Origin of the sequence: Xanthomonas sp. XNM01, from assembly GCF_014851915.1 — a bacterium.
Classification (GTDB): domain Bacteria; phylum Pseudomonadota; class Gammaproteobacteria; order Xanthomonadales; family Xanthomonadaceae; genus Pseudoxanthomonas.
On sequence record NZ_JACVAP010000005.1, the window covers coordinates 207,701 to 233,394 of the forward strand.

Below are 25,694 nucleotides of genomic sequence, written 5' to 3' on the forward strand. Positions count from 1 at the left end.
TGCCGCAGGGGGCGCATCCGCCATCCGCCGTCGCGAGGTGAGCTCCATGACGACCGACCGCCAGCATCCCGGTACCGGCCCTGGCCGGCGCCGCAGGACCCTGCGTCCCCGGCACCACCGCACCGGTGTCGGCGGGGGTCCGGGTGCTGCCCGAGCGGGCCGGCCGGCCTGTGGATGCCGCTCGCTGCGCGCGCCCGAATGCACTAAGTTGGTGCAATGAGCGACATGGCCGAGCTTCCCGCCCTCAATCACCTGACCACGCCGGTCGCCTGGACCGACGGACAGGCGCGCATCGTCGGCCTCAACCAGGCGTTCCCGCGCTGGCTCGGCGTCGGCGCGCGGCGCCTGCTCGGCCAGCCGCTGGCCGCGCTGGAGCTGGAAGGCGAGTCGCTGGCCCGCTTTCTCGACCAGAACGACCGCGAAGTGCTGCGCCTGCACAGGACCGCGATGGGCATGCCCGGCGAGCAGCCGTGTTTCGCCGATGGCTGGGTGACCCGCTTCGGCGATGGCTGGCTGCTGGAGGCGCATCCGGTGGACGGGTTTTCCACCGACGATCCCGCCCAGCGCCTGCCCGGCGCGCTGCAGGCCGCGCTCAAGGGCCTGGCCCACGAACTGCGCAATCCGCTGGCCGGGCTCAAGGGGGCGGCGCAGTTGCTCGCACGCCGCGCCGGCACGCGGCACGACCAGGACCCCGGCGAGCGCGAGCTCATCGACCTGATCGGCGCCGAGATCGACCGGCTCAGCCAGCTGGTCGAGCAGCTGATGTCGCCGTCGCCGCAGCGCCCGCATGCGCCGCTGAACATCCACGCCGTGCTCGAACGCGTGCTGCGCCTGGCCGAGACCGAAGGCGGCTGGTCGGTCCGCGTGCAGCGCGACTACGACCCGTCCATTCCCGAGCTGGCCGGCGACGCCGACCGCCTCACCCAGGCGGTCTGGAACCTGGTCCGCAACGCCCTGCAGGCCGGCGCATCGACCATCGTGCTGCGCACCCGGGTCGAGAGCGGCCTGCACATCCGCGACCACCTGCACGCGCGCGCGCTGCGGGTGGAGATCGTCGACGACGGCCGCGGCGTGCCCGAGGAACTGGCCGAGCACCTGTTCCTGCCGCTGGTCAGCGGCCGCGCCGAGGGCAGCGGCCTGGGCCTGGCCCTGGCCCACCAGGTCGCACGCGAGCACCGCGGCTCGCTGACCTTCCGTTCCCGTCCGGGGCATACCGTCTTCACCCTGCTGCTGCCGCAGGCCGAACCCGATGCAGGAGGCATCAGCGCATGAATTCCGACAACCGACGCGTCTGGGTGGTCGACGACGACCGGTCGGTCCGCTTCGTGCTGGCCACCGCGCTGCGCGACGCCGGCTACGAGGTCGACGGCTTCGAGAATGCCTCCAGCGCGCTGGCCGCGCTGCGCGTGCGTGGCGCGCCCGACCTGCTGTTCACCGATGTGCGCATGCCGGGCGAGGATGGCCTGGTCCTGCTCGACCGGCTCAAGGCGGCGCATCCGCAACTGCCGGTGATCGTGATGTCGGCCTATACCGACGTCGCCAGCACCGCCAGCGCGTTCCGCGGCGGCGCGCACGAATTCCTGTCCAAGCCGTTCGACCTGGACGACGCGGTCGCGCTGGCCGCGCGCACCCTGCCGGCCGAGGACGCGGCCCAGGCGCCGGCCGAACCACCGCCGGTGGTGCTGCCCGACGGTGGCGCGGACCTGATCGGCGACACCCCGGCGATGCGTGCCCTGTTCCGCGCGATCGGCCGGCTGGCGCAGGCGCCGCTGTCGGTGCTGATCACCGGCGAGACCGGCACCGGCAAGGAACTGGTGGCCAGCGCGCTGCACCGCGAGTCGCCGCGCGCGAAGGGGCCGTTCGTCGCGCTCAACACCGCCGCGATCCCGGCCGAACTGCTGGAAAGCGAGCTGTTCGGCCACGAGGCCGGCGCGTTCACCGGCGCGCAGCGCCGCCACGTGGGCCGCTTCGAGCAGGCTGATGGCGGCACCCTGTTCCTGGACGAGATCGGCGACATGCCGGCCTCGCTGCAGACCCGCCTGCTGCGCGTGCTGGCCGAGGGCGAGTTCTTCCGCGTCGGCGGGCGCGAGCTGATCCGGGTCGACGTGCGCGTGATCGCCGCGACCCACCAGGACCTCGAGGCGCTGGTCCAGCAGGGCCGCTTCCGCGCCGACCTGCTGCACCGGCTCAACGTCGTGCGGCTGCAGCTGCCACCGCTGCGCGAGCGGCGTGGCGACATTCCGACCCTGGCCGACACCTTCCTGCACCGCGCCGCGCGCAAGCTCGGCGCGCCGGCCAAGCGCTTCGACGCGGCGGCGATGCGCGCGCTGCAGGCGCTGGAGTGGCCCGGCAACGTGCGCGAGCTGCAGAACGTGTGCTGGCGCCTGGCCGCGCTGGCCCCGGGCGAGACCATCACCGTCGAGGACCTGGACGGCATCCAGGCGCCGGTCGCCGCGCTGCCGCCCAGCAGCGCCGGCCCGGCCGAATGGGACCGGCAGCTCGGGCAATGGGCGCTGGCCTGCCTGCAGGCCGGTGCCCGCGACCTGCATGCCGAGGCGCGCGACCGCTTCGACCAGGCGCTGCTCGGCGCGGCCCTGCAGCACACCGGCGGGCGGCGCACCGAAGCGGCCAGCCTGCTCGGTGTCGGTCGCAACACGGTCACCCGCAAGCTCGGGCCCGGCCGTCGCCGTCGCTGACCGCCGGCTGCCGCACCCCGTCCGGCGCGATCGTGAACGCGCGATCAGCCGGCGGCACCGGCTTCATTCGCCCTGAACCGGTGCCTGGCCTATCCTCGCCGACCATGTCTTCGTGAAGAGATAGCGCCGCATGCGTCTTGCCGTCGTCCCGATCGTCCTGGCCCTGGCCGCCTGCGGCACCACGCCGCCGGAGCGACCGGCCGCTCCGCCGCCGCCGCCCGCGGTGAGCACCGCGCAGCAGGCGGTGGTGGTGCTGGCCTCCGCCTCCGGCAGCCGGGTCAGCGGACGTCTGGAGATCGCGCCGATGGGCGATGGCGTGCACATCGCCGGCGAGGTCGGCGGCCTGCGGCCGCTGGGACGGTTCGGTTTCCACGTGCACGAACGCGGCGACTGCAGCGCGGTCGACGCCAGCAGCGCCGGCGGCCATTTCAATCCGGCCGCGGCGCCGCACGGACGCGCCGGGCACGGCGCCCACCATGCCGGCGACATGGACAACATCGAGGCCGACGCCGAGGGCGTGGCGCGGGTCAACGTGCACCTGCGCGGCGTGACCCTGGGCGGCACCGCCGCCAACGACATCGCCGGCCGCGCGGTGATCGTGCACGCCGATCCCGACGACTACCAGAGCCAGCCCACCGGCAACGCCGGTGCGCGCCTGGCCTGCGGCCTGGTCCGCGTCACGCGCTGATCGTCCGTTCTCGCGGAGACTGCGTTCTCCGCTGGTTTTCCCCCATCGCAAGGAGCTTCCGATGCGCCAGATCCATACCGCCCTGTTCGCCGCCCTCGTCGTCGCCGGTCTCGGCGCCTGCCAGCAGCAGGAGCCGGCGCCTGCGCCGCAGCCGGGCGCCACCGCCGACGCCCCGGCAGTGCCGGCCGAGGCCGGCAGCAACGTCACCGCGGCCGGCAACACCGCCACCGCCGAACTGGCCCCGACCGAAGGCAGCCAGGTGCGCGGCAACGTCACCTTCACCGTGGTCAACGGCCGCGTCCATGCCAACGGCGAGATCACCGGCCTGGCCCCGGACAGCGAGCACGGCTTCCACATCCACGAGAACGGCGACTGCAGCGCCCCCGACGGGAGCAGCGCCGGTGGCCACTTCAACCCGGCCGGCCTGGCCCATGGCAGCATCGACGCCGCCCCGCATCACGGCGGCGACATGCCGAACCTGAAAGCCGACGCGCAGGGCGTGGCCAAGGTCGACACGCCGATCGCCACCGACGTGAACATCGGCGGCGATGCGGCCTTCGACATCGTCGGCAAGGGCCTGATCGTGCATGCCGACCCGGACGACTACGCCACCCAGCCGACCGGCAATGCCGGCGCGCGCCTGGCCTGCGCGGTGATCGCCGCCGGCGAAGTCGCCTCGCGCTGAGGATTCAGCGGCGGACGCCCGCGACGGGCGTCCGTTGTACAGCGGCAGCGTCCCGGCGAGCTGGCCGGCAGACATGCGCGTCCGTTCTGCCGTGTCCCGACGTGCATCAGGTAGGCGATGACGATCCTGGACGGTCATCGCACCGGCCAGCGCGCAGGCGCGGCGACGTCATGGTCCGCCACGCATGGCAGTGCAGGACGCCATGGTGGCGCGCCGCAATGGCTCATGCCCGCAGCGCTGGCTGGTTGGCGATCGCGTCCGTGCGAATGGTCAGGGCATAGCCTCGGCGCTCATCGCCTGCGCACAGGCAGCGGAGGAGCGCGTGACCGGTCGTTGACGTGGCGCCTGCCGCCCCACCAGGCGTGGGGCGGTCGGCGATTCAGGCCTGCAGGGCCTGGCGCGCGTTCTGGCCGCTCTCGGCATGCACGTACAGCACCGGGATGCCGTGCGCTTCGAGCACCGCAGCCATCTGCCGCTGCCGCATCAGGTACTGCTCGTAGATGCCACGCAGGCGTTCGCAGTCGTCCTTGCCGTGCGCGTAGTAATCGCACCAGCCGGCCGGGTCGAACAGCGCCATCCGCACCTCGCCGTCGTGCAGGCGCAGCAGCGGTTCGGGTGCGGCGTCGAGCCATTCCTCGTTGCCGGGGGCGAGCAGGGCCGACTCCACCAGATTCCACAGTGGCGCCAGGTTCTGGTGGTCGTACTGCATGGCCATCATCGCGGCCAGATCGTGTGCGGTCAGGTAGCGCGCATGTTCGATGCTGGCGCCGAAGCCTTCCTGCGCCAGCAGCGCCGTGTCGGCCTGCGCCATGCCGAACTGCAGCAGCTGCTCCTCCAGCGCCTCGCCGACCTCGGCGACGACGTCGGCCGCGCCGCTGAGCAGGAACGGCAGTACGCGCAGACCGCCACCGACCAGCGCCGGTTCGGCCTGGAACGGCAACGGCACCTCGCCCTCGGCATCGGCGCCGAACGCCAGCACGCGCGGGCCCTGCTTCTGTCCGGGGGCGCGCACGCGCAGCTCCTGCAGCCGCTGGTGCAGCGGCCAGCCCGGGCGCAGCGCTTCGGCGGGGTCGAAGTGTGCGGCGGCGAAACTCAGGTCCAGCGACTCCACCCCCTGCACCAGCCGGGCGAGATCACGACCGACGCGCACCGCCAGTTCGCCGGCGAGGCCGGGGCTGAGCGCGTGCCTGCGCGGCGACTCGCCGTTGGCCAGTTCGAGCGCGAACACACCGCGCACATGCGCGTCAGTCATGGCGGCGGCTCCACGGGGACAGGGAGTGGCACGGGAAAGAGAAAGGGCGGACGTCGTTCATGCCTGGGAAAGTCTGGGTCATTGGCCGCTTGCCGGGTGGAGGCTACACTGCGGACATTATGCATTCGGTCGCGTATGCAGGCCGTCCACGAACGGAATCCAGTCGAGGTCACTCCATGCCAGTCGCCCGTCCCGTCGCCATTCTCGGCGGTGTCCGCATCCCGTTCTGCCGCCAGAACACCGCCTATTCGGACGTCGGCAACCTCGGCATGTCGGTACGCACCCTGGGGGCGCTGGTCGAGCGTTTCGGCCTGCACGGCCAGCAGCTGGGCGAAGTCGCGATGGGGGCGGTGATCAAGCACGCCTCGGACTGGAACCTGGGCCGCGAGGCTGCGCTGTCCTCCGGCCTGTCGCCGCTGACGCCGGGCATCACCCTGCAGCGCGCCTGCGGCACCAGCCTGGATTCGATCATCACCGTTGCCAACAAGATCGCGCTGGGCCAGATCGAGGCCGGCATCGGCGGCGGCTCGGACACCACGTCGGATGTGCCGATCGTGTACGGCAAGAAGCTGCGCGCGCGGCTGCTGGCCGCCAATCGCGGCAAGACGTTCAAGGACAAGCTGGGCGCGTTCCGGGGCTTCAAGCTCGGCGAGCTCAAACCCGAGTTCCCCGGCGTGGCCGAGCCGCGCACCGGCAAGAGCATGGGCGAGCACTGCGAGGACATGGCCAAGGAGTGGAACATCTCGCGCGACTCGCAGGACGAGTGGGCGGTGTCCTCGCACCGCAAGCTGGCCGCCGCGTATGAGCGCGGGTTCTTCGACGGCCTGATCGCGCCGTTCCGCGGGGTCGAGCGCGACAACATCCTGCGCCCGGACACCACGCTGGAAAAACTGGCCACGCTGAAGCCGGCGTTCGACAAGGCCTCCGGCCGCGGCACCCTGACCGCGGCCAACTCCACCCCGCTGACCGATGGCGCCGCCGCCGCGCTGCTGGCCAGCGAGGAGTGGGCGCGCGCGCATGGCCTGGAGCCGCAGGCGTACCTGCGCGATGCGCACGTGGCGGCGGTCGACTTCGTCCACGGCGAAGGTCTGCTGATGGCGCCGACCGTGGCCGTGGCCGAGATGCTGGCACGCAACGGCCTGACCCTGCAGGACTTCGACATCTACGAGATCCACGAGGCCTTTGCCGCGCAGGTGTTGTGCACGCTGCGCGCCTGGGAGAGCGAGGACTACTGCCGCAACCGGCTGGGTCTGGAAGTACCGCTGGGCCGGATCGACCCGGAGAAGATCAACCCGGTCGGCTCCTCGCTGGCCACCGGCCATCCGTTCGCCGCGACCGGTGCGCGTGTCATCGCCACCGCCGCCAAGCAGCTGGTCGAGCGTGGCGGCGGGCGTGCGCTGGTATCGATCTGCACCGCCGGGGGCATGGGCGTGGTCGCGATCGTCGAGCGCTGAGCTGGTACCCCGCACCACCGCGGCTGCTTCCGTGTCCGATGCCGCCGTGCCCGACCCGATGACCCGCGACGTGCGCGACCAGCTGATCGCGCCGGAGCACGCCGCGCTGGTCCGCTGGTGCCAGGGCGACCCGTCCGGCTATCTGGCGATCAGCGCCGAGGACGTGGTGTCTACGCCGCGTTCCAGGCCAAGCGGATCGGCGGACTGGTCGCGCTGACCGCCTGTTACGACGAGGCGCCCCGGGGCAGGTGCGTGCGGCCCGCTTCGAACTGATCGTTCCGGATGTGCGGCAGATCGGCGACGCCGCGGTCCTGACCCTCAACGTCGCGTCGTGGGACGACGACGGCGCGCATTGCTGGAGCGGCACCGGGGTGTTCCGTATCGAGGCCACCAGCGCTGGCGCCTGATCCAGACGCACGGGTCGTTCACCCTGCTCCGGCTCGCGCCTGACCGGCAGTGCCGCGGTGACGTGCAGGATCGCCGTCCAGACCGCTGCAGCCGGCGCTAGTGCTCCAGCAGCACGACCGGTGACGCCGGCAGCGGCACGGGTTCGCCGCGGCTGGCCCGCAGCGCGTTGGCATAGGCGGTGCGCGCGCCGGCATCGTCGCCGGTTTCGGCCAGACCGTCGCCCAGCGCCTCCCAGGCCGGCGCACCGGCGCCCAGCGCGATGGCCCGATGCAGGAATTCGCGCGACTGCTGCCACTGGCCCTGCTGCGCGGCCAGACGGCCGAGCGACAGCAGCAGGCCCGGGCTGTCCGGATGCGCCTGCAGCCACAGCTGTGCGCTGGCACGGCGCGAGTCGACATGGTCGATCGGCAGGCGACCGTGCAGCACCGCAAGCGATTCGTCCCATTGCGTGTCCAGCGCCTGTTCGATGCTGTGCAGCGCGGCGTCGCGCCAGCCCAGCGCCGCCGCGCGTTCGGCGTAGGCGGTCACCACCGCCGGTGCCGTGCGCAGCGGCTTGGGCAGACGTTCCCAGTGCTCGGCCAGCAGGTTGGCATCGTCGGCCTCGCGCAGCGCGCGGGCGGCCAGGTCGATCTCGAGCGCGGCCAGCGCCGGGTCGGTCAGCGCGCCCTGCTGGCGCAGCGCGCCGAGCAGGCCGTAGGCCTCGCTGGAGTGGCCGATCGCGATCAGGGCCTGGGTGCGCAGCAGCAGGCCGCGCGGCGGCAATGGCTGCGCGTCGGCGACATCGAGTGCGTTGATCGCGTCGACCGGGCGTCCGCGCGCGAGCAGGCGCTCGGCCGCGAGCACCGCATGGGCGACCGGATCGCGCTGCGCCAGCGCCTGCATCCTCGCCTCGGCCACCGCCTCGTCGCCACGCGCGTCGGCGCTGCGCACCGCGGCGGCCAGGGCGACACCGCCGGTCTCGCCATCGTCGGCCGACGCCGCGAGCAGCCGGTCGGCGCGCTGCCAGTGGCCGGCCTCCAGCGCCTTGAGCCCATCCAGCAGCTGCGCGCGGCCGCGACGGCGGCGATAGCGGATCCAGGTACGGAACGGCAGCCGCAGCAGCATCACCAGCAGCGACAGCAGCAGCCAGCCCAGCACCACCAGCAGCGCGGCCTTGGGCAGCGTGGTGCTGTAGTCGTAGCCGCCGCCACGGACGATGACGCGGCCCAGCGCCTCGGCGTCCTGGTAGGACAGCCATTGCGCGCCGAGCACGCCGAGGCAGGCGACGACCAGCAGCACCAGCAGGGAACGGAACGGCTTCATCGGATCATCCTTCCATCGCGCATCGCCCGCAGCTGCTGCAGGGTGCTGTCCAGCACCGCCACGTCCGGCTGCAGCGGCAGCGTGCGCAACGCATCGAGTTCGCCACGAACTTCACGCAGTCCGGGTGAATCGGGCCACAACCGCAGCAGCCAGGTCTGCACGCGGTTCAGCGCCGTGTGGAAGGCGTCGACGTCGCCGCGTTCGAGCGCGGCGCGGGCCAGGGTCAGTTCGACCTGCATCGCGTCCTCGCCCTGGTGGCGCTCGGCGGCGGTCATCAGCGCATGGCCGCCGCTGGGCTGGATCTCCAGCAAGGGCGCGAGCAGGCGCTGCCATGCCGGCCGGGCAGCGAGTGCGGCCGGGTCGTGCGGCGTGTCCCGGGGCAGGGTCCCCAGGCGCTGGCCCAGTGCGTCCAGGCGGGTGGCGACCGCGACACGTGGGCCCGGCCCCAGCGCATCGAGCGCGAGGCGCTCCTGCGCCAGCGCCTGGCGCAGGTTGAGCAGGGCGGGTTCGTCCAGCCCGTCGAGCACGCCGGCGGCCAGCGCGTAGGCGCGCCGCGCGCCATCGAGATCGCCGGCGATGCGCAGGCGCTGCGCGCCCATCACCAGCAGCAGCTCGGCTTCGTCCAGCTTCACCGCCTGGCTGGCCTCGCGGCTGCCGACCGCCAGCCGGGCCACGGTTTCCTCGAGCAGCGCGTTGCGCTGGCCCAGGCCGAGCACTTCGTCGCGCAGCACGCGGTTGGCCGACGCGGCGTCCTGCAGCAGCCGGCCCTGCGCGCGCAGATCGCCGCGCAGCGTGTCCATGCGCTGCATCAGCGCGTCGAGCTGGCGGGTGTCGGTCTCGACCTGGGCGAGCGCGCGCAGCTGCCGCGCCTGCCACGCCGACCAGCCCGACCAGGCGGCCAGCACCAGCAGGACGGACACGGCCGCAAGCAGCGGATAGACCCAGCGTCGATGCGGAGGGGAGGGGGAGGTCTCGTTCACGGCAGCAATCCTTGTCCGGCCGTCGCACCCGCCGGAACCGTCATCGACGTTCCGCGTCCGGGAGGAGGCCGCCGGCAAAGCATCGCTTGGCCCCGCCTGCCCCGCAAGCGCGACGAAGGGCGTGGATGCCGGTCCGCGGAGGTGCCACCGGTGGACTTCGCGGACGGCTCAGTCGGACGCATGCATCGCCGCGCGTGCGGCGTCGACCAGGTCGGCCGGACGCGCGCTGTCGGCAAGGGTGGCGGCACCGAAGCCGAGTTCGCCGGCAACCGCGGCAAGACGCGCGCTGGCCGCCGCCACCCGGCACCGCCGCAGGATCGCCGCGACGTCTTCGGGCACGCGCGCCAGCACCGTGCGCAGCGCTTCCTCGCTGCTCAGCGCGATGCAGGCAGGCACGTCGAGCGCACGCAGCCCGGCGAGGGCGCGGCTGGACGGGGCCACCGCCACCCGCGCGTAGACGTCGGCGCGCACCAGCGCCGCGCCGCGTCTGGCCAGTTCGGCCGCGATCATCCCGCGCCCGCCCGGCGCGGTGACCAGCCCGACGTGCGCCGGGGCGGCGAAGGCTGGAAGCGCCAGCAGGCCTTCGCTGTCCATCCGCTGCGGCGCCAGCGGATGGGCCACGCCGTGGCGGCGCAGTGCGGCGGCGGTGCCGGCGCCGACCCCGGCGCAGGTCCGCTGTGCGCAGGCCGGTCCGAGCGGCCGCAGGGCCGCGGCGGCGTGCACCGCGGCCGGGCTGGTGAACAGCACCACGTCCGCCTCCAGCGCCGCGTCCAGCACTTGCCGCGTCGCCGCGTCGGTGCGCGGCTGCAGGCGCCACGGCGACAGCGCCAGCATGCCGATGCCGTGGCGCGCGGCCACGCGGCGCAGCGGTGCGTGCCCGCCCTGCGGACGCAATGAGACCAGGCACCAGGCGCGGCGACGTGTCGTATCCATTGCGGCATTATGCGGCCGGTGTCGTCGCCGGTCCGCCGTGCGCGCGGCGCGCCATCGCTTCTGCCGCAGGAGTCCGCCCGATGTCCGTCCCGATGCCGTCCACCCCTCCGCACGATCTGCTGGAACCGCTGCGCGGCCACTACCGCAGCATTCCGCAGGTGCTGGCGATGCAGGTCGACGTGGCCGGCTATGCCGATGGACGTCTGCGGCTGACCGCGCCGCTGGCACCGAACATCAACGACAAGGGCTCGGCCTTCGGTGGCAGCCTGGTGTCGCTGCTGACCCTGGCCGGCTGGGGACTGACCACGCTGCAGCTGTCGCAGGCCGGGCTGGAGGCCGATGTCTTCGTCGCCGACAGCGATGTGCGTTATCTGGCTCCGCTGTACGCCGCACTCGAAGCGGAGGCCGAGCTGGAGGACGGCGACTGGGCCGGCTTCGTCGCCACGTTCCGGCAGCGCGGCCGTGCGCGTTGCCGCATCCGTGCCCGCATCCTGCTGCCCGATGGCGGCGAGGCGACCACGCTGAGCGGCCGGTTCGTGGCCCTGGCGCGCAGCTGAGCAGCGTCCACGGCCGGCCCTCCGGTCACGGGACGGCGCTGCCGGCATCGCCATGGCGCACCAGCACGGCGTCTGCCCGCCGCACCGTGCGATCCGCGTACCCGCGCGCTGCATCGCGCGGGCCGGCACGCCGTGGCGGCCTGCTAGGATGCGCCGATCCTGCTCCGGGGAATGGCCAATGCGTCCGCTCGTGATCCTGCTGTCGCTGCTGTGGATGCTGGCCGCCTCCGCGCCCGCCGAGGCGATGAACGCGCGGCAGAAGCTGCGCCTGGAGCAGGTCCAGAACGCCTGGTCGTCGGCGCTGCGCTGGAGCGACTACGAGGGCGCCTGGCAGCTGGTCGATCCCGCCGAACGCGCGGCGCGGCCGCTGACCGAACTGGAGCTGGAGCGCTACCGGCAGCTGCAGGTGTCCAGCTACCGCGAGGGCGGCAGCGGCGAGCTGGAGGACGGCCGTGTGGTGCGCGACGTCGAGGTCGGCGTGATCAACCGCCATACCCAGACCGAGCGGATCGTCCGTTTCCAGGAGCGCTGGCGCTGGGACCGCGAGGCCAAGCGCTGGTGGCAGGACGGCCGCCTGCCCGATTTCTGGGCCGGGGAATGAGTCACCGATCGCCCGGGACAGCCCGGGCGGCCGCATGTGCGACAATCCCCGCCCGCTTCGACCACCCGATCCTGAGCTGCCGTGAATCTCGAAACCCTGATGGCCTTCTTCGGCCGCCACCCGATGCTGTCGCTCGGTCTGCTCGGTCTCACCCTGGCCATCGTCTACACCGAGATCGCGCGCCTGATGCGCGGCTACAAGAGCCTCAAGCCCGCCGACCTGACCGTGCTGATGAACCAGCAGGGCGCGCTGGTGGTGGACCTGTCGGCCACCGCCGACTTCGAGAAGGGCCACATCCCCGGCAGCCGCAACGTCATTCCCAGCCAGTTCGACCCGCAGTCGAAGCTGCTGGCCAATGCCAGGCAGTCGCCGGTGGTGCTGGTGTGCCGCAGCGGCAACGCCTCCGGCGATGCCGCGTCCAAGCTGAAGAAGGCCGGCTTCGAGCAGGTCAACGTGCTCGATGGCGGCATCAACGCCTGGCAGGCCGCCGGCCTGCCGCTGGTCAAGGGCCGCGCCTGAGTCGTCTCCGTCGTGCCTTGAACGGCGTGCGATAATCCCGATTTCCTGTTCGATCGCTTCAGATCGAACCCTCATCCTTCCGGAGTTGTGAAATGTCCGACGAAACCACCAACGGCGCCGCCGTCCCCGCCCAGCAGGAAGCCGCTGGTCCCGTCTTCAGCGTCGAGAAGATCTACGTCAAGGACGTTTCCTTCGAGTCCCCGAATGCCCCGGCCGTGTTCGGCGAGTCCGCCCAGCCGGACCTGCAGCTGAACCTCAACCAGAGCGTCCAGCGCCTCAACGAGAACCTGTTCGAGGTCGTGCTCAAGGTCACCCTGACCTGCAAGGTCGGCGACAAGACCGCCTACGTGGCCGAAGTCGCCCAGGCCGGCCTGTTCGGCCTGGCCAACCTGCAGCCGCAGGCGGTCGACGTGCTGCTCGGCACCCAGTGCCCGAACATCCTGTTCCCGTACGTGCGCCAGCTGGTCGGCGAGCTGATCCAGGCCGGTGGCTTCCCGCCGTTCCTGCTGCAGCCGATCAACTTCGACGCCCTGTACGCCGAGACCGTGCGTCAGCGCCAGGCCCAGGCTGAAGGCGGCAACGCCGACATCGCCTCGGTTGAACCGGCGGGCAACGCCTGAACCCGGCGCACGTCCCGATGAGCGCCGAGCGATCCTCCATTGCGGTCCTCGGCGCCGGCTCCTGGGGCACGGCGCTGGCGACCCTGACAGCGCGCAACGGTCATTCCACCACGCTGTGGGGCCGTGATCCGGCGATGGTCGAGGCGATCGACCGCGACCATCGCAACCCGCGCTACCTGCCGGACATCCCGCTGCCGGACAGCCTGCGTGCGACCACCGACCTGGCCGCCGCCGTGCGCGACGCCGGCTGGGTGCTGGTGGTGGTGCCCTCGCATGCCTTCACCGAAACGCTGAAGCTGCTGGCGCCGCTGCTGCCGGCCGGTGCCGGCGTGGCCTGGGCGACCAAGGGCTTCGAGCCCGGCTCGGGCCGGTTCCTGCATGAGGTCGCCGGCGACATCCTCGGTGTCGACGTGCCGCTGGCCGTGGTCACCGGTCCCTCGTTCGCCAAGGAAGTCGCGCTCGGCCTGCCGACCGCGGTGACCGTGCACGGCGAGAACCCGGCGTTCGCCCAGACCGTGGCCGATGCGATGCACGGGCCGGCCTTCCGCGCCTACACCGGCAACGACATGGTCGGCGCCGAGCTCGGCGGCGCGATGAAGAACGTGCTGGCGGTGGCCACCGGCGTGGCCGATGGCATGGAGCTGGGCCTCAATGCCCGCGCCGGCCTGATCACCCGCGGCCTCAACGAGGTGCTGCGCCTGGCCGCCGCCATCGGCGGTCGTCCGGAAACCCTGATGGGCCTGGCCGGCCTCGGCGACCTGGTGCTGACCTGCACCGGCGACCTCTCGCGCAACCGCCGCCTGGGCCTGGCCCTGGGCCGGGGCCAGCAGATGGAAGAGGCGATCCGCCAGATCGGCCAGGTGGTCGAGTCGGTGCAGACCGCCGACGAGGTCATGCGCCTGGCCAACCGGCATGGTGTCGAACTGCCGATCTCGGCCGGTGTGCAGGCCGTCCTGCATGGCGAGATCACTCCGGTCGACGGCCTGCGCCAGTTGCTGGCGCGCGAGCAGAAGCCGGAATACCCGGACACGCTGTTCCGCTGAGCGGATCGGACGATCGTGAATGGGCAGAACGCCGCCCCAGGGCGGCGTTCTTCTTTCCACGCCTGGCCGGGCGTCGGCGGCGTAGGCCGCATGCCGGTCGGTCGGTTGCGCTCCTGCGCCATGCGGGCTGCCCCGCGGGTGGTGGCGTGCACTGGAAACGCCAATGCGCGCATCCCTCGCGTCGGCGGCGTATTGCCACAGCGCACAAAGAAAGAGCCCGGCTTGCGCCGGGCTCCGGAACTGGCGTGGAGGGAGGGAACACGCCAGTGGTTGGCAGGAGCAGGGAGAGAGGTCCGCTCCTGCCGGGGGACACTTACCAGCTGAAGCGCGGGCCGACGAACCACTGGGTGTCGCCGTCGACGAACTTCACGTCGCCCGACACGCCCCAGTTCTGCGCGAACTTCACCTGCGCACCCAGGCGGCCATAGAACTCGCCGTCGTAGGTGTCGCCGTCTTCGTAGCCGGCCATCGCATAGCCTTCCAGGTTGCGGGTCAGCGCGCCGCGCACGCCCACTTCCGCGCTCCAGCCGTCGTAGTCGAAGCCGTGGCCGGCGTCGAACTTCTCGTAGGCCACGCGGGTGACCAGGTCCGCAGCGCGGCCGATCTCGCGGTTGTAGCCGACGCCGACGCGCCACTGGTCGAAATCGACGCTGCTGTGGTCGATTTCCTGGTTGCTGTAGCCGCCGAACAGGTGGAAGTTCGGCGCGATCGCGACCGAGCCGTTCACGCCGAAGCCATCGGCATCCGGACCGCTGGCGTTGGTGGCGACGTAGCCGCCTTCGACGTAGTTGTAGGAGATGCCGTCGGCAGCCGAAGCGGCGAACGGAGCGGCGACCAGCAGGGACAGGGCAATCAGGGACTTCTTCATTTTCTTATTCGACTCTCTTGTCGTTTGTTGTGGCCGGGCCGCGTCGGGGGAGGCGCCTGCCTCGGCTGTGGTGAATTATCGAGATGTGAACGCAACAGCCCCTGAATACCAAACTGAGCGGTATATAAATTTCAGGCGCGCGCAGGGAACTTCCATGCGGACACGGGCGTGGTAGGTGACCCACGATGGAAAGGCGCGCCGGGCGGGACACGGCGCCGCCAGGGACGGTGCGGGCGCGCGTGTCAGCCGGCGCCGGCGAAGCCGCTCTGGCGCCATGCCTCGAACACGACCACCGCCACGCTGTTGGACAGGTTGAGGCTGCGGTTGTGCGGGCGCATCGGCAGGCGCAGGCGCTGTGCCTCGGGCACGGCGTCGAGCACGTCCTGCGGCAGCCCGCGGGTTTCGGGCCCGAACAGGAAGGCATCGCCATCGCCGTACTGCGGGTGATCGTGGCGCACGGTGCCGCGGGTGCTGAGCGCGAACAGGCGGCGTGGCTGGATCGCCGACAGCGCGCTGGAAAGATCCGGATGGACGCGGACCTGGGCGAACTCGTGATAGTCCAGGCCGGCGCGCCGCAGCTGCTTGTCCTCCATCACGAAGCCAAGGGGCTCGATCAGGTGCAGGCGCGCGCCGGTGTTGGCGCAGAGCCGGATCACGTTGCCGGTGTTGGGCGGGATCTCGGGCTGGTACAGCAGGACGTCGAAAACAGGGGATTCCATGCCGCGGATTCTACTGGCAGCCGCAGCGCTGCACGGGTCATGCGGGTGGCGCCGCCGGGCGGCTGCAGCGGATCAGCGCTGCAGCGCCTGGGCTTCGGCGGCCAGGGACACCGCAGCCTGGGACGCCATCGCCTGGGCACGTTCGGCGGCGACGACCGCGGCACGCTCGGCCAGCTGCTCGGCGGTGGGGCGCACGTAGACGGTGGCCAGGGTGATGATGTTCTCGTTGAGCATCTGCTCGGCGGCCAGGAACGCGGCACGCTCGGCGCGCTGGGCGGTGGTCGGGCGGACGACGACGGCGTCGAGGGTGACGATGCGCTGCTGGGATTCGACGATCGCGGCGCGCTCGGCCAGCTGGTCGGCGCTCGGACGGACCTGGACGGCCGGCAGGTCGACGATGCGGTCGGAGGCGTTGGCGGCAACGGCGGTCAGGGACAGGGCCAGGCTCATCGCGGCGGTCAGGATCTTGGCGTTCATGGTGTGCTCCGGTGTTGGTGATCAGTGGTGTGGTAGTAAGGTAGTACACCGATTCGGGTGACGCAAGCGCGGCGTTGCATTCTTCGACTTGTGTTCAGCTTTTGTTCACTTACTGCTCGGAAGCGCTGGCGCACTCCGACCCGACGCATGACGCGTGCCAGCAGCAAGTCATTGAAAATTCATGGGGTTGAGCGGGTTTTGCGGGTGTCCGCGTGCGTCCGGACGTCCGCCTTCAGCTGAAGCGGACGCCCCTCCGGTGCTCAGGACCGGGATCTGCGCCGCGCCTCAGCACCGCGGAACGGTCGGGTCGGCCGATGTGGCGACATGCCGGGCACGCGGACACCGTCGCGACATGGCGACGCGGGGTGTCAGGTCTCGGGTGGGCGCTGGCGCGCCCGGCTACCAGGGCAGGGGCTGGCCCCGCCAGTCGAGGAAGCGGACGTCGCCGGCCACCGCATCCAGCCGCTCGATCACCCGCAGCAGGCCGGCGACCGCCTCGGCCGGCGCCACCGGCGCCTGGTCGCCGCCCATGTCGGTGGCCACCCAGCCCGGGTGCAGCGCGACGACCCGGATGCCGCGTTCGGCCAGCGCGTGGCCGAGCTGCACGCTGGCCATGTTCTGCGCGGCCTTGGCGATGGCGTAGCTGGGCGTGCCAAAGCGGGTGCAGGCGCCGATCGACCCCAGCTGCGAGGACAGGTTGGCGACCACGGCCGGGTCCGGGTCGCCGGTGTCCAGGCCGGCCAGCAGCGGGGCCAGTGCCTGCACCAGCAGCAGCGGGCCGACGGTATTGGTGCGCAGGGTGTCCTCGAGCACGCCCGCATCGAGGTGGCCGAAGCGCTCGCCGCCATGCAGGACGCCGGCATTGTTGATCAGCAGCTGCAGCCGCGCGCCGTCCAGGACCAGGGCCAGTTCGCGGGCCAGTTCGGCCCGGCTGCGCGCCTCGGTCACATCCAGCGGCAGCACGTGCAGGCGGCCGGGGTGTTCGGCGGCCAGGCGGTTCAACGCGGTGGCGCGGCCCGGCTGCCGGCAGGTGGCGATCACGCGGCAGCCCTGGCCCAGCAGCTGGCGGGCGAACTCCAGGCCCAGGCCGCGGTTGGCGCCGGTGACCAGACAGTGGCGGACGGGCATCGGTGCGCTCCTGGAGCCATGGCTTGTGGCCTAGTGTAAAGACCGCCGGCCACCGCTAGCATCCCCGGTCCACCTGTATTGCAAGGAGTGCCGCCGATGATCGGTTCCCGCTGGCCGCGTGCCGCCACGCTCGCCGTTGCCCTGTCCTGTGCGCTGGGCACCGCGACGTTCGCCCTGCCGTCGGAGGCCGTGGCCAGGAGCGCGCAGCGCGCCGCTCCGGCGGTCGACATCGCCTACGAGGAGTTCACCCTGCCCAACGGCCTGCGCGTGGTGGTCCACACCGACCGCAAGGCGCCGATCGTGGCGGTGAACATCTGGTACCACGTCGGCAGCAAGGACGAGCCGGCCGGCCGCAGCGGCTTCGCCCACCTGTTCGAGCACCTGATGTTCCAGGCCAGCGAGAACCACGACGGCGAGTTCTTCGAGCCCTTCAAGCAGGTCGGCGCGACCGACCAGAACGGCACCACCAACACCGACCGCACCAACTACTTCCAGAACGTGCCGACCACCGCGCTGGACATGGCGCTGTGGATGGAGTCCGACCGCATGGGCCACCTGCTGGGCGCGGTCGACCAGGCGGCGCTGGACGAGCAGCGCGGCGTGGTCCAGAACGAGAAGCGCCAGGGCGAGAACCAGCCTTATGGCCAGGTCTGGGACAAGCTGAGCAGCGCGCTGTACCCGAAGGGCCACCCGTACCACCACGGCGTGATCGGCTCGATGAACGACCTCAACGCCGCCTCGCTGGACGACGTCAAGCAGTGGTTCCGCACCTGGTACGGCCCGAACAACGCGGTGCTGGTGCTGGCCGGCGACATCGACCTGGCCACGGCGAAGGAGAAGGTCGCCCGGTACTTCGGCGACATCCCGGCCGGCCCGACCATGGCCCAGCCGGAAGTCGACGTGGCCAGGCGCCCGGCCTCGACCCGCGAGACGATGACCGACAAGGTGCCGCAGCCGCGCATCTACCGGGTCTGGAACGTGGCGCAGGTCGGCACCGCCGACATCGACCAGCTGCAGGTGCTGGCGCGCGTGCTCGGCGGCAGCAAGTCCTCGCGCCTGGACCAGCGGCTGCTGCACGGCGAGCAGCTGGTGGACAGCGTCAGCGCCGGCGCCTGGCCGTCCCAGCTGGGCTCCAACTTCGGGATCATCGCCACGGTCAAGCAGGGCGTGGACCCGGCCAGGGTCGAGGCGATCATCGACGAGGAGCTGAAGAAGCTGATCGCCGAGGGCCCGACCGCCGACGAGCTGACCCGCGCCAAGACCATGCTGCGCGCCGGCTTCGTGCGCGGCATCGAGCGCATCGGCGGCTTCGGCGGCAAGGCCGACGCGCTGGCCGAGTGCGCGGTCTACACCGGCGACCCGGGCTGCTTCCGCGACTCGCTGGCGGTGATCGAGGCGGTGACCGCCGCCGATCTGCAGGCCGTCGGCCGCACCTGGCTGGGCGTGGGCGACCACACCATCGTGGTCGAGCCGGGCGAGCGCGTCGCCCTGGAGGAAGAGCCGGCGGCCACCCCGGCCGGCTTCACCCTGCCGGCGCCCGACCCGAAGTACACGACCCTGCCGGCCGCGGTCGACCGCGGCGCCGGCGTGCCGAAAACCGCCAGCTTCCCGGAGCTGAAGTTCCCGGCGCTGCAGCGGGCCACGCTGAAGAACGGCACCCGGGTGATCCTGGCCGAGCGCCACGACATCCCGGTGGTGCAGTTCAGCTACGAATTCCCGGGCGGCTTCACCGCCGATCAGGGCCGCAAGCCGGGCACCGCCAACTTCGCGATGGGCATGCTCGACGAGGGTGCCGGCGAACTGCGCTCGCTGGCCTTCGCCGATGCCGCCGAGAAGCTCGGCGCGCACATGACCGCCGGCGCCTCGCTCGATGGCGGCAACGTGTATCTGTCGGCGCTGAAGGAGAACCTGGACGCCTCGCTGGACCTGTACGCCGACATGCTGCGTGCGCCGCGCTTCGACCAGAGCGAGATCGACCGGATCAAGGCGACCTGGATCGCCGGCATCCGCCAGGAGAAGGTGCGCCCGGGCAGTGTCGCCATGCGCGTGCTGCCGCCGCTGCTGTACGGCGAAGGCCACCCGTACGCGATCCCGTTCACCGGCAGCGGCACCGAGGACGGCATCGCCGCGCTGACCCGCGCCGACCTGGCCGACTTCCACGCCGACTGGCTGCGTCCGGAGCAGGCCACGCTGATCGTGGTCGGCGACACCACGCTCAAGCAGATCGTGCCGCTGCTGGACAAGCACCTGGGCGACTGGAAAGCCAGCGGCGCCTCGCCGAGCGTGGCTGCGCCGGCCGAGGTCGCACGCCCCGACCGGGCCCGCGTCTATCTGATCGACCAGCCCGGCGCGGTGCAGGCCAACCTGTTCGCCGGCCAGGTGGTGCCGTCCAGCGGCGACGCCGGTGCGACCCGTTTCGACATCGCCAACGGCGTGATCGGCGGCGATTTCACCTCGCGCCTGAACATGAACCTGCGCGAGGACAAGCACTGGTCCTACGGCGCGCGTACCTCCGTGTCGTCGGCCCTGGGCCAGCGCCCGTGGCTGGCCAGCGCGCCGGTGCAGATCGACAAGACCGGCGAGGCCCTGGCCGAGATGCAGCGCGAGATCGCCGAGTTCGCCGGCGGGCAGACCCCGCCGACCGACGCCGAGGTCGCCCGCATCCGCAACATCCAGACCCTGAGCCTGCCGGGCGCCTACGAGACCTCGGCCGCGGTGATGGGCACCATCGGCGGGATCGTCCGCTACGGCCGCCCCGACGACTACGTGTTCAAGCGCAAGGCCGAGATCGAGGCGATGACGCCCGCCCAGGTCCGCGAAGCGGCCGCCACGCTCGATCCGAAGACGCTGACCTGGGTCGTGGTCGGCGATCTCAGGCAGGTCGAGGCGCCGGTGCGCGCTCTGGGCCTGGGCGAGGTCGTGGTGATCGACGCCGATGGCCGTCCGGTGACCTCCGACGCCCGGTGAGTCCGGACCCCGGTCGGCGCGCCATGCGCCGGCCGGGCGTCGCCGGCTGTTCATCCGCCGCGGTGCAGGCTGTGCGCCGCGGTTCTTTATTTTCCGTTCCCACACCCTGCTGGAGCGCCTCGATGCCGACCCCCCGCCTGCTCGTCCTGACCGCCGTCCTGCTGCCGCTGGCCGCCTGCACCTGGGTGCCGATGAAGCCCGAAGCCAAGGCCGTGCAGGTCATCGCGGCCGGCCAGGCGCCGGCGGGCTGCACCAAGCTGGGCGACATCGAGGTCTCGGTGAAGCACAACATCGCCTTCTACGAGCGCAACCAGCTGCGGGTCCGCGAGGAGCTGGAAACCCTGGCCCGCAACGAGGCGCCCGGCCTGGGTGCGGACACCCTGCAGCCACTGGGCGAGCCGCTCGGCGGCAGCCAGCGTTTCGCCGGCTGGCGCTGCCGGACCTGAACCGATCGTCTGCCAACGCCCCGGTCCAGCGCGCAAAGATGCGGTGAATGCGCCCAGCCGCTAGAATTGACGCCCCTTTCGCCGGACCGGCGCGGATTCCATGCTCTTCAAGAACGTCTCCATCGCGGGGCTGGCGCATATCGATGCGCCGCATACGCTGACCTCGCAGGAAATCAACGCCCGGCTGCAGCCGACCCTTGATCGGCTCGGCATCCGTGCGGACGTGCTGGGCGACATCGCCGGCATCCACGCGCGGCGCATGTGGGACGACACCACCCAGGCCTCCGACGCCGCCACCCTGGCCGCGCGCAAGGCGCTGGACGACGCCGGCATCGGCATCGAGAAGGTCGGCCTGCTGGTCAACACCTCGGTCAGCCGCGACTACCTCGAGCCGTCGACCGCCTCGATCGTGTCCGGCAACCTCGGCGTCAGCGACGAGTGCATGACCTTCGACGTCGCCAACGCCTGCCTGGCCTTCATCAACGGCATGGACATCGCCGCGCGCATGCTCGAGCGCGGCGAGATCGACTACGCGCTGGTGGTCGATGGCGAGACCGCCAACCTGGTCTACGAGAAGACCCTGGAGCGCATGTCCGCCCCGGACGTGACCGAGCAGCAGTTCCGCGACGAGATGGCCGCCCTGACCCTGGGCTGCGGCGCCGCCGCGATGGTCATGTGCCGCCGCGAGCTGGCCCCGGACGCGCCGCGCTACAAGGGCGGCGTGACCCGCTCGGCGACCGAGTTCAACAAGCTGTGCCGCGGCAACCTGGACCGCATGGTCACCGATACCCGGATGCTGCTGATCGAGGGCATCAAGCTGGCGCAGAAGACCTTCGTCGCGGCCAAGGTCGCGCTGGGCTGGGCGGTGGACGAGCTGGACCAGTACGTGATCCACCAGGTCAGCCGCCCGCACACCCAGGCCCTGATCAAGTCGATCGGCATCGACCCGAAGAAGGTCATGACCATCTTCGGCGAGCACGGCAACATCGGCCCGGCCTCGGTGCCGATCGTGCTGAGCAAGCTCAAGGAGCTGGGCCGCCTGAAGAAGGGCGACCGCATCGCCCTGCTCGGCATCGGCTCGGGCCTGAACTGCTCGATGGCCGAGGTGGAGTGGTAACACGGCGCCGCGTGCGCCGACCGGGCGTGGGCCGCGCTGCGGTCCCGCCCGGAGGCCTCTGATCCGATGACGAAGGCGGCCCGGTTTCCCCGGGCCGTCGCGCATTCAGCGCACCGGACGGCCCCGGCCGGCCTGATCCCGGCCGCGGCGTGCCAGGGGGGAAGGCGAGGCGGCATCCGGCGCCGGATGCGCCGCGTTCCGTCCGATGCGCTGCCCGGCGTGCGATCGGTACAGCGGAGGCCAGCGGACGCGGCTGCCGGTCACGGCCTGCCCGCGCCGGATCGGACCTGGCAGGCGAGGCGAACGCCCCGCCCGCCGCTGCGACGCATCAGCCGCCCGGCGCTGCCGATGCGGCCCCGGTCGCCGCGGGCCGCGGCCTCACTCCGTCCCGCAGCACTTCTTGTACTTCTTCCCGCTGCCGCAGCTGCACGGATCGTTGCGGCCCGGCGCGTCGTCGCGACGGATCGGCGTGCGCGGGGTCAGCGCGTGCACGCGGTGGTGGTTGAGGTCGGCCAGCATCGACGGCAGGTCGATGACGATCGCCAGGCGCTCGCGGTAGTCCACCGGCGTGGCCGGTGCTTCCGGATCCTCGGGATTGATCGCCTCGCCGCTGGCCAGGCGGTCGAGCCGGTCGAAGATCTCCTCGATCCACTCGTTGTCGTCCAGCCACTGGTCCCACTCGGCCTCGCGCAGCATCACCGCGGTGAAGAAGCCCAGCGCCCAGTCCTGGCCGACGTCCAGCTCGTCCTCCTGCAGCGCATCCTCGCCGCTCAGCTCGGCTTCTTCGGGCAGCCACAGCAGCGGTGCGAGGTGGTCGGGCAGATCGTCCTCGTCCAGGCGCACGCGGGCGACGCACATGTTCCAGTGGCCCATCAGCAGCTGCTGGACCTCGGCGGCCTCGGCCGCGTCGTCCCAGCGCGGCGCCTGGCCGCCCCAGACCACCGGCTGCCACTCCTCGGGCGCGACCGGCGACGGCGAGACCGCCAGTGCGGACAGCAGCCCGTCCAGCGCCTCCAGGTTGAGTCCCTTGAACGGCACCGCGCGCTGCTCCAGCAGCGCCGACAGGCGTTCGATCTGGGCATCGTCGAGATAGGACGGAGCGGAAGCGGGCGTGGTCATGGCGGTGTGCATCGGCGGGCGGGTGCGCATGGTAGTCGCTGCGGGGCCGGGCCGGGTAACGCGGCGCCCGGATCGCGACGCGCGCGGTGTGAAGGCGTGAGGTCCACGACGGGCCCAATGCCGCGGCGGCCGCGGGGGCCATGGGTACAATGTCCGATTCGACGCCGAGCCTGCTGCCACGTGGCCTATCCCGACTACGAGTTCACCTCCCATCGCCTGGAAGTGCGTCCCGGCATCCGGATGCATTACCTGGACGAAGGCCCGCGCGACGGCGAGGTCGTGGTGATGCTGCACGGCAATCCGTCGTGGAGCTATCTGTGGCGCACGCTGGTGGCTGGCCTGTCGGACCGCTACCGCTGCATCGTGCCCGACCACATCGGCATGGGCCTGTCGGACAAGCCCGATGACGGCGAGCGCGCGCTGCCGCGTTACGACTACACCCTGCAGTCGCGGGTGGACGACGTGGCCACGCTGCTCGATCACCTGGGCATCGACGGCCCGATCACCCTGGCCGTGCACGACTGGGGCGGCATGATCGGCTTCGGCTGGGCGCTGTCGCACGCCGCGCAGGTGAAGCGGCTGGTGATCACCAACACCGCCGCGTTCCCGATGCCGGCGGCCAAGGCGATGCCGTGGCAGATCGCGCTGGGCCGCGACTACGTGCTGGGCGAGCTGGTGATCCGCGGCTTCAACGCGTTCTCCGGCGGCGCCTCCTACCTGGGCGTGGAGCGGAAGATGCCGGCCGACGTGCGCCGCGCCTACGTGGCGCCGTACGACAGCTGGGCCAACCGGATCTCCACCGTGCGCTTCATGCAGGACATCCCGCTGTCGCCGAAGGACCGCGCCTGGCCGCTGCTGGAAGCGGCCGGCAAGGCGCTGCCTTCGTTCGCCGACCGCCCGGCCTTCATCGGCTGGGGCCTGAAGGATTTCGTGTTCGACGGGCACTTCCTGGAGCGCTTCCGCGCCGACCTGCCGCAGGCCGAGGTCATGAGCTTCGACGATGCCGGCCATTACGTGCTGGAGGACAGGCACGAGGTGCTGGTACCGGCGATCCGCCGCTTCCTGGACAGCCACCCGCTGTAGGCGGCGGACGTCGCGCCGCCGGCGCCGTCAGCCACGCCGGCGATCCGGTGTGCGTGGAGTCGAGCGATCCTTTCTGGCCGGATGATCGCGCTGCGGCCGCGACGCCCGTCGCGGCGCACCCGCGATGCAGGGTCACTGCGGGTGCGCTGCGGACGTCCCGCCGCCGGACCGCCGATTCCGCGCCCCCATGATCCGCGCGTGCCCGCATCGGTCGGGCCGCCGCGCGCTGGCCGGCGGTCAGGCCGCGATCGGCGTTGGAGGCGGAGGCGAGGGCGGACTGCTGCCGGTGTCGTCCGGATGGTCGTCGTCGTTGCCGGCCGCATCGCGCCAGCGCCAGTCGGCGGCGGTCAGGGCCGGCAGGCCATGCGCGGCGCGTGCGCGGTCGCACTGGTCGCTGGGCGCGCCATGTTCCCAGGACGCATCGACCTCGCGGCACACCGACGGGCGCCGCGGGTGGATCGTGCAGCGCGAGTACGCCCCGATCCGCGCATCCAGCGCCACGCAGCGGATCGGCGGCGCGTGCGTGCCCCGCATGCACAGCCGGTGCGGGTCCAGCGGTTCGGTCAGGTCCGCCGGCACCCCGCCTTCGGTGGACGCGTCCGATTCCAGCCAGTGGAAGGCGACGCGGAAGTGGGCGCAGCAGGCGCCGCAGCTCAGGCAGGGATGCGGCATCGACGCGAACGCCGGTGGGAGGGATGCGGATTCTTTTCCGGCGGCGGTGCGTCCCGCAAGTGGCCGCCGGTGCAACGCTCCGGGGCGATGGCCGGCATGTGCGGCGCCGCCGCCCGGGCCCATGATGACCGTCCCTGTCAGTCCACCGGAGAGCACCATGTCCGACACCGTCCGTGTCCAGGCCCGCACCACCGCCACCGACTTCGTCGTCGCCCTGGACGACCCGGCCGGACACCACTGGCAGGCCGACGAGCCAGCCGCGCTCGGCGGCGGCGACACCGCGCCGACGCCCTACCAGCTGGCGCTGTCGGCGCTGGGCGCGTGTACCGCGATCACCCTGCGGATGTTCGCCGCGCGCAAGCAGTGGCCGCTGCAGGACGTGGCGGTGCAGCTGGAGCTCGAACCGGCGGCCAGCGCGGGTGCGGGTACCGACATCGTCCGCCGGATCACGTTGAGCGGTCCGCTCGACACGGCCCAGCGCGAACGTCTGCTGCAGATCGCCAATGCCTGTCCGATCCACCGCCTGCTGACCGGCGAGGTGCGGATCGCGACCGACCTGGTCGACTGAGTCCGCCGGTGCGCAGCGTGGCGCCCGCATTCAGGGCGTGCGTCTTCGGCGGCGCCCCATGCCTGGGGTGCATGCCGGAAATCCGCCGCGCTGCGGGGCCGTCCGGCCGGCGCGCGTGCCTCAGCCGCGCGCGGCGTCCAGCCCCATCTGCCAGAAGTCCGCCTCCAGCCGCGCCGCCTTGGCGAAGATCGCGACCAGCTCGTCGAAGCGGGCCTCGCTGGCGTAGCGCCGGCCCAGGTCGTCGAGCCACGCCTGCGTCGCCTGGCCGACCTGCTGGAACGCGGCGCCGGCGTACTCGCCGATCCATTCGCGGTACGGATGCGCGGCGCCCAGCGCGTCCACGCCCTGCGGCGCCAGCCGGCGCCCGATCTCGGCATAGCCCAGCGTGCACGGGCTCAGCGCCACCTGCAGGTCGAGCAGGTCGCCGGACATGCCGATGTCCAGCACCCAGCGGGTGTAGGCCACGGTGGCCGGATGCTCGGCGGTGGCCTCGACGTCGGCGGCCGACAGTCCCCAGCGCTCGCACAGGCGCAGGTGCAGCTGCATCTCCACGTCGACGATCGCGGCCAGCCCGTCCTTGGCCGCGCGCATGTCGGCCAGGGTGCGGGCCTTGTACGCCGCCAGCGCATGCGCGCGCGCGAACTGGATCAGGAACAGGTAGTCCTGCACCAGGTACTGGCGGAACGCGGCCTGCGGCAGCGTGCCATCGCCCAGGCCACGCACGAAGGCATGGTCGACGTAGGCGTTCCAGTCGGCTGGCGCCGCCTGCTTCAGGCGTTCGAACAGCGACAT

General features: G+C 71.9%; 28 protein-coding genes. 17 read left to right on the forward strand and 11 right to left on the reverse strand.

Features of this window, described 5'->3' with window-relative positions:
• Nucleotides 1-216 precede the first annotated feature (216 nt).
• From IB242_RS17585 to IB242_RS17600, 4 genes are all read left to right on the forward strand, one after another.
• On the forward strand, nt 217-1,272 hold the full coding sequence (locus tag IB242_RS17585; protein WP_192282607.1) for an ATP-binding protein: 1,056 nt from the start codon (nt 217-219) through the stop codon (nt 1,270-1,272).
• Nucleotides 1,269-2,696, forward strand: coding sequence for a nitrogen regulation protein NR(I) (gene ntrC / locus IB242_RS17590; RefSeq protein WP_192282609.1), 1,428 nt, complete (start codon nt 1,269-1,271; stop codon nt 2,694-2,696). Before IB242_RS17585 ends, ntrC begins: the two co-directional genes overlap by 4 nt.
• A 130-nt stretch (nt 2,697-2,826) precedes the next feature.
• Nucleotides 2,827-3,384, forward strand: coding sequence for a superoxide dismutase family protein (locus IB242_RS17595; protein ID WP_192282611.1), 558 nt, complete (start codon nt 2,827-2,829; stop codon nt 3,382-3,384).
• A 61-nt stretch (nt 3,385-3,445) separates the two neighbouring features.
• Nucleotides 3,446-4,069: a superoxide dismutase family protein gene (locus tag IB242_RS17600; RefSeq protein WP_192282613.1), complete on the forward strand. Its 624-nt coding sequence runs from the start codon at nt 3,446-3,448 to the stop codon at nt 4,067-4,069.
• A 379-nt stretch (nt 4,070-4,448) separates the two neighbouring features.
• Here the strand turns inward: IB242_RS17600 and IB242_RS17605 are convergent, their stop codons facing one another.
• Nucleotides 4,449-5,321 carry a hypothetical protein gene (locus IB242_RS17605; protein WP_192282615.1) on the reverse strand — a complete coding sequence of 291 codons (873 nt, stop codon included), beginning with the start codon at nt 5,319-5,321 and terminating at the stop codon, nt 4,449-4,451.
• Between the two features lie 176 nt (nt 5,322-5,497).
• On the opposite strand from IB242_RS17605, the gene IB242_RS17610 reads away from it, so the two are divergent.
• Genes IB242_RS17610 through IB242_RS17620 form a run of 3 tightly spaced genes read left to right on the forward strand, consistent with a single transcriptional unit; the run spans nt 5,498 to nt 7,182 of the window.
• A complete protein-coding gene (locus tag IB242_RS17610) occupies nt 5,498-6,775 on the forward strand; it encodes an acetyl-CoA C-acetyltransferase (RefSeq protein ID WP_192282617.1) in 1,278 nt (425 codons plus the stop codon).
• A 31-nt stretch (nt 6,776-6,806) separates the two neighbouring features.
• Nucleotides 6,807-6,992, forward strand: coding sequence for a hypothetical protein (locus IB242_RS17615; RefSeq protein ID WP_192282619.1), 186 nt, complete (start codon nt 6,807-6,809; stop codon nt 6,990-6,992).
• A gap of 31 nt (nt 6,993-7,023) precedes the next feature.
• On the forward strand, nt 7,024-7,182 hold the full coding sequence (locus IB242_RS17620; RefSeq protein WP_192282621.1) for a hypothetical protein: 159 nt from the start codon (nt 7,024-7,026) through the stop codon (nt 7,180-7,182).
• A 97-nt stretch (nt 7,183-7,279) separates the two neighbouring features.
• Here IB242_RS17620 and IB242_RS17625 read toward each other — a convergent pair whose 3' ends face one another.
• The 3 genes from IB242_RS17625 to IB242_RS17635 all read right to left on the reverse strand — a co-directional run bounded on the left by IB242_RS17625 (nt 7,280) and on the right by IB242_RS17635 (nt 10,398).
• A complete protein-coding gene (locus tag IB242_RS17625) occupies nt 7,280-8,485 on the reverse strand; it encodes a heme biosynthesis HemY N-terminal domain-containing protein (RefSeq protein WP_192282624.1) in 1,206 nt (401 codons plus the stop codon).
• Complete coding sequence (locus tag IB242_RS17630) at nt 8,482-9,465, reverse strand: uroporphyrinogen-III C-methyltransferase (RefSeq protein ID WP_192282626.1); 984 nt, start codon at nt 9,463-9,465, stop codon at nt 8,482-8,484. Before IB242_RS17630 ends, IB242_RS17625 begins: the two co-directional genes overlap by 4 nt.
• 168 nt (nt 9,466-9,633) lie before the next feature.
• Nucleotides 9,634-10,398, reverse strand: a complete 765-nt coding sequence (locus tag IB242_RS17635; protein ID WP_192282628.1) for a uroporphyrinogen-III synthase — start codon at nt 10,396-10,398, stop codon at nt 9,634-9,636.
• Between the two features lie 80 nt (nt 10,399-10,478).
• Between IB242_RS17635 and IB242_RS17640 the strand changes: the two genes are divergently transcribed.
• The 5 genes from IB242_RS17640 to IB242_RS17660 all read left to right on the forward strand — a co-directional run bounded on the left by IB242_RS17640 (nt 10,479) and on the right by IB242_RS17660 (nt 13,738).
• Nucleotides 10,479-10,955 (forward strand): YiiD C-terminal domain-containing protein, encoded by a 477-nt coding sequence (locus IB242_RS17640; RefSeq protein WP_225540810.1) that lies wholly within the window; start codon nt 10,479-10,481, stop codon nt 10,953-10,955.
• Between the two features lie 178 nt (nt 10,956-11,133).
• Nucleotides 11,134-11,556: a hypothetical protein gene (locus IB242_RS17645; protein ID WP_192282630.1), complete on the forward strand. Its 423-nt coding sequence runs from the start codon at nt 11,134-11,136 to the stop codon at nt 11,554-11,556.
• A gap of 81 nt (nt 11,557-11,637) precedes the next feature.
• Complete coding sequence (locus IB242_RS17650; protein ID WP_192282632.1) at nt 11,638-12,075, forward strand: rhodanese-like domain-containing protein; 438 nt, start codon at nt 11,638-11,640, stop codon at nt 12,073-12,075.
• A gap of 92 nt (nt 12,076-12,167) precedes the next feature.
• Nucleotides 12,168-12,695, forward strand: coding sequence for a protein-export chaperone SecB (secB, locus tag IB242_RS17655; RefSeq protein WP_192282634.1), 528 nt, complete (start codon nt 12,168-12,170; stop codon nt 12,693-12,695).
• A gap of 17 nt (nt 12,696-12,712) precedes the next feature.
• Nucleotides 12,713-13,738: an NAD(P)H-dependent glycerol-3-phosphate dehydrogenase gene (locus tag IB242_RS17660; RefSeq protein ID WP_192282636.1), complete on the forward strand. Its 1,026-nt coding sequence runs from the start codon at nt 12,713-12,715 to the stop codon at nt 13,736-13,738.
• 313 nt (nt 13,739-14,051) lie between these two features.
• On the opposite strand, the gene IB242_RS17665 is transcribed toward IB242_RS17660, so the two are convergent.
• The 4 genes from IB242_RS17665 to IB242_RS17680 all read right to left on the reverse strand — a co-directional run bounded on the left by IB242_RS17665 (nt 14,052) and on the right by IB242_RS17680 (nt 16,930).
• Nucleotides 14,052-14,606, reverse strand: coding sequence for an Ax21 family protein (locus tag IB242_RS17665; RefSeq protein WP_192282638.1), 555 nt, complete (start codon nt 14,604-14,606; stop codon nt 14,052-14,054).
• Nucleotides 14,607-14,848: 242 nt separating this feature from the next.
• Nucleotides 14,849-15,325 carry a tRNA (uridine(34)/cytosine(34)/5-carboxymethylaminomethyluridine(34)-2'-O)-methyltransferase TrmL gene (trmL, locus tag IB242_RS17670; RefSeq protein WP_192282640.1) on the reverse strand — a complete coding sequence of 159 codons (477 nt, stop codon included), beginning with the start codon at nt 15,323-15,325 and terminating at the stop codon, nt 14,849-14,851.
• A gap of 72 nt (nt 15,326-15,397) precedes the next feature.
• Complete coding sequence (locus IB242_RS17675; protein ID WP_192282642.1) at nt 15,398-15,802, reverse strand: hypothetical protein; 405 nt, start codon at nt 15,800-15,802, stop codon at nt 15,398-15,400.
• Between the two features lie 399 nt (nt 15,803-16,201).
• A complete protein-coding gene (locus IB242_RS17680) occupies nt 16,202-16,930 on the reverse strand; it encodes an SDR family oxidoreductase (protein WP_192282644.1) in 729 nt (242 codons plus the stop codon).
• A 96-nt stretch (nt 16,931-17,026) separates the two neighbouring features.
• Between IB242_RS17680 and IB242_RS17685 the strand changes: the two genes are divergently transcribed.
• The 3 genes from IB242_RS17685 (at nt 17,027) to IB242_RS17695 (ending at nt 21,460) form a co-directional block, all read left to right on the forward strand.
• Nucleotides 17,027-19,897 (forward strand): pitrilysin family protein, encoded by a 2,871-nt coding sequence (locus IB242_RS17685; protein ID WP_192282646.1) that lies wholly within the window; start codon nt 17,027-17,029, stop codon nt 19,895-19,897.
• 122 nt (nt 19,898-20,019) lie between these two features.
• On the forward strand, nt 20,020-20,343 hold the full coding sequence (locus IB242_RS17690) for a DUF4156 domain-containing protein (RefSeq protein WP_192282648.1): 324 nt from the start codon (nt 20,020-20,022) through the stop codon (nt 20,341-20,343).
• A 100-nt stretch (nt 20,344-20,443) separates the two neighbouring features.
• Nucleotides 20,444-21,460: a 3-oxoacyl-ACP synthase III gene (locus IB242_RS17695; RefSeq protein ID WP_192282650.1), complete on the forward strand. Its 1,017-nt coding sequence runs from the start codon at nt 20,444-20,446 to the stop codon at nt 21,458-21,460.
• 378 nt (nt 21,461-21,838) lie between these two features.
• Here the strand turns inward: IB242_RS17695 and IB242_RS17700 are convergent, their stop codons facing one another.
• Nucleotides 21,839-22,579 (reverse strand): UPF0149 family protein, encoded by a 741-nt coding sequence (locus tag IB242_RS17700; protein ID WP_192282652.1) that lies wholly within the window; start codon nt 22,577-22,579, stop codon nt 21,839-21,841.
• 240 nt (nt 22,580-22,819) lie between these two features.
• On the opposite strand from IB242_RS17700, the gene IB242_RS17705 reads away from it, so the two are divergent.
• The gene (locus IB242_RS17705; protein ID WP_225540825.1) at nt 22,820-23,662 is read left to right on the forward strand and encodes an alpha/beta fold hydrolase; all 843 of its coding nucleotides are present in this window, start codon (nt 22,820-22,822) and stop codon (nt 23,660-23,662) included.
• A gap of 237 nt (nt 23,663-23,899) precedes the next feature.
• On the opposite strand, the gene IB242_RS17710 is transcribed toward IB242_RS17705, so the two are convergent.
• Nucleotides 23,900-24,334 carry a YkgJ family cysteine cluster protein gene (locus IB242_RS17710; RefSeq protein ID WP_192282656.1) on the reverse strand — a complete coding sequence of 145 codons (435 nt, stop codon included), beginning with the start codon at nt 24,332-24,334 and terminating at the stop codon, nt 23,900-23,902.
• 157 nt (nt 24,335-24,491) lie between these two features.
• Here IB242_RS17710 and IB242_RS17715 point away from each other — a divergent pair, with 157 nt between their 5' ends.
• Nucleotides 24,492-24,902, forward strand: coding sequence for an OsmC family protein (locus IB242_RS17715; RefSeq protein WP_192282659.1), 411 nt, complete (start codon nt 24,492-24,494; stop codon nt 24,900-24,902).
• A gap of 120 nt (nt 24,903-25,022) precedes the next feature.
• Here IB242_RS17715 and tenA read toward each other — a convergent pair whose 3' ends face one another.
• On the reverse strand, nt 25,023-25,694 hold the full coding sequence (tenA, locus tag IB242_RS17720; protein ID WP_192282668.1) for a thiaminase II: 672 nt from the start codon (nt 25,692-25,694) through the stop codon (nt 25,023-25,025).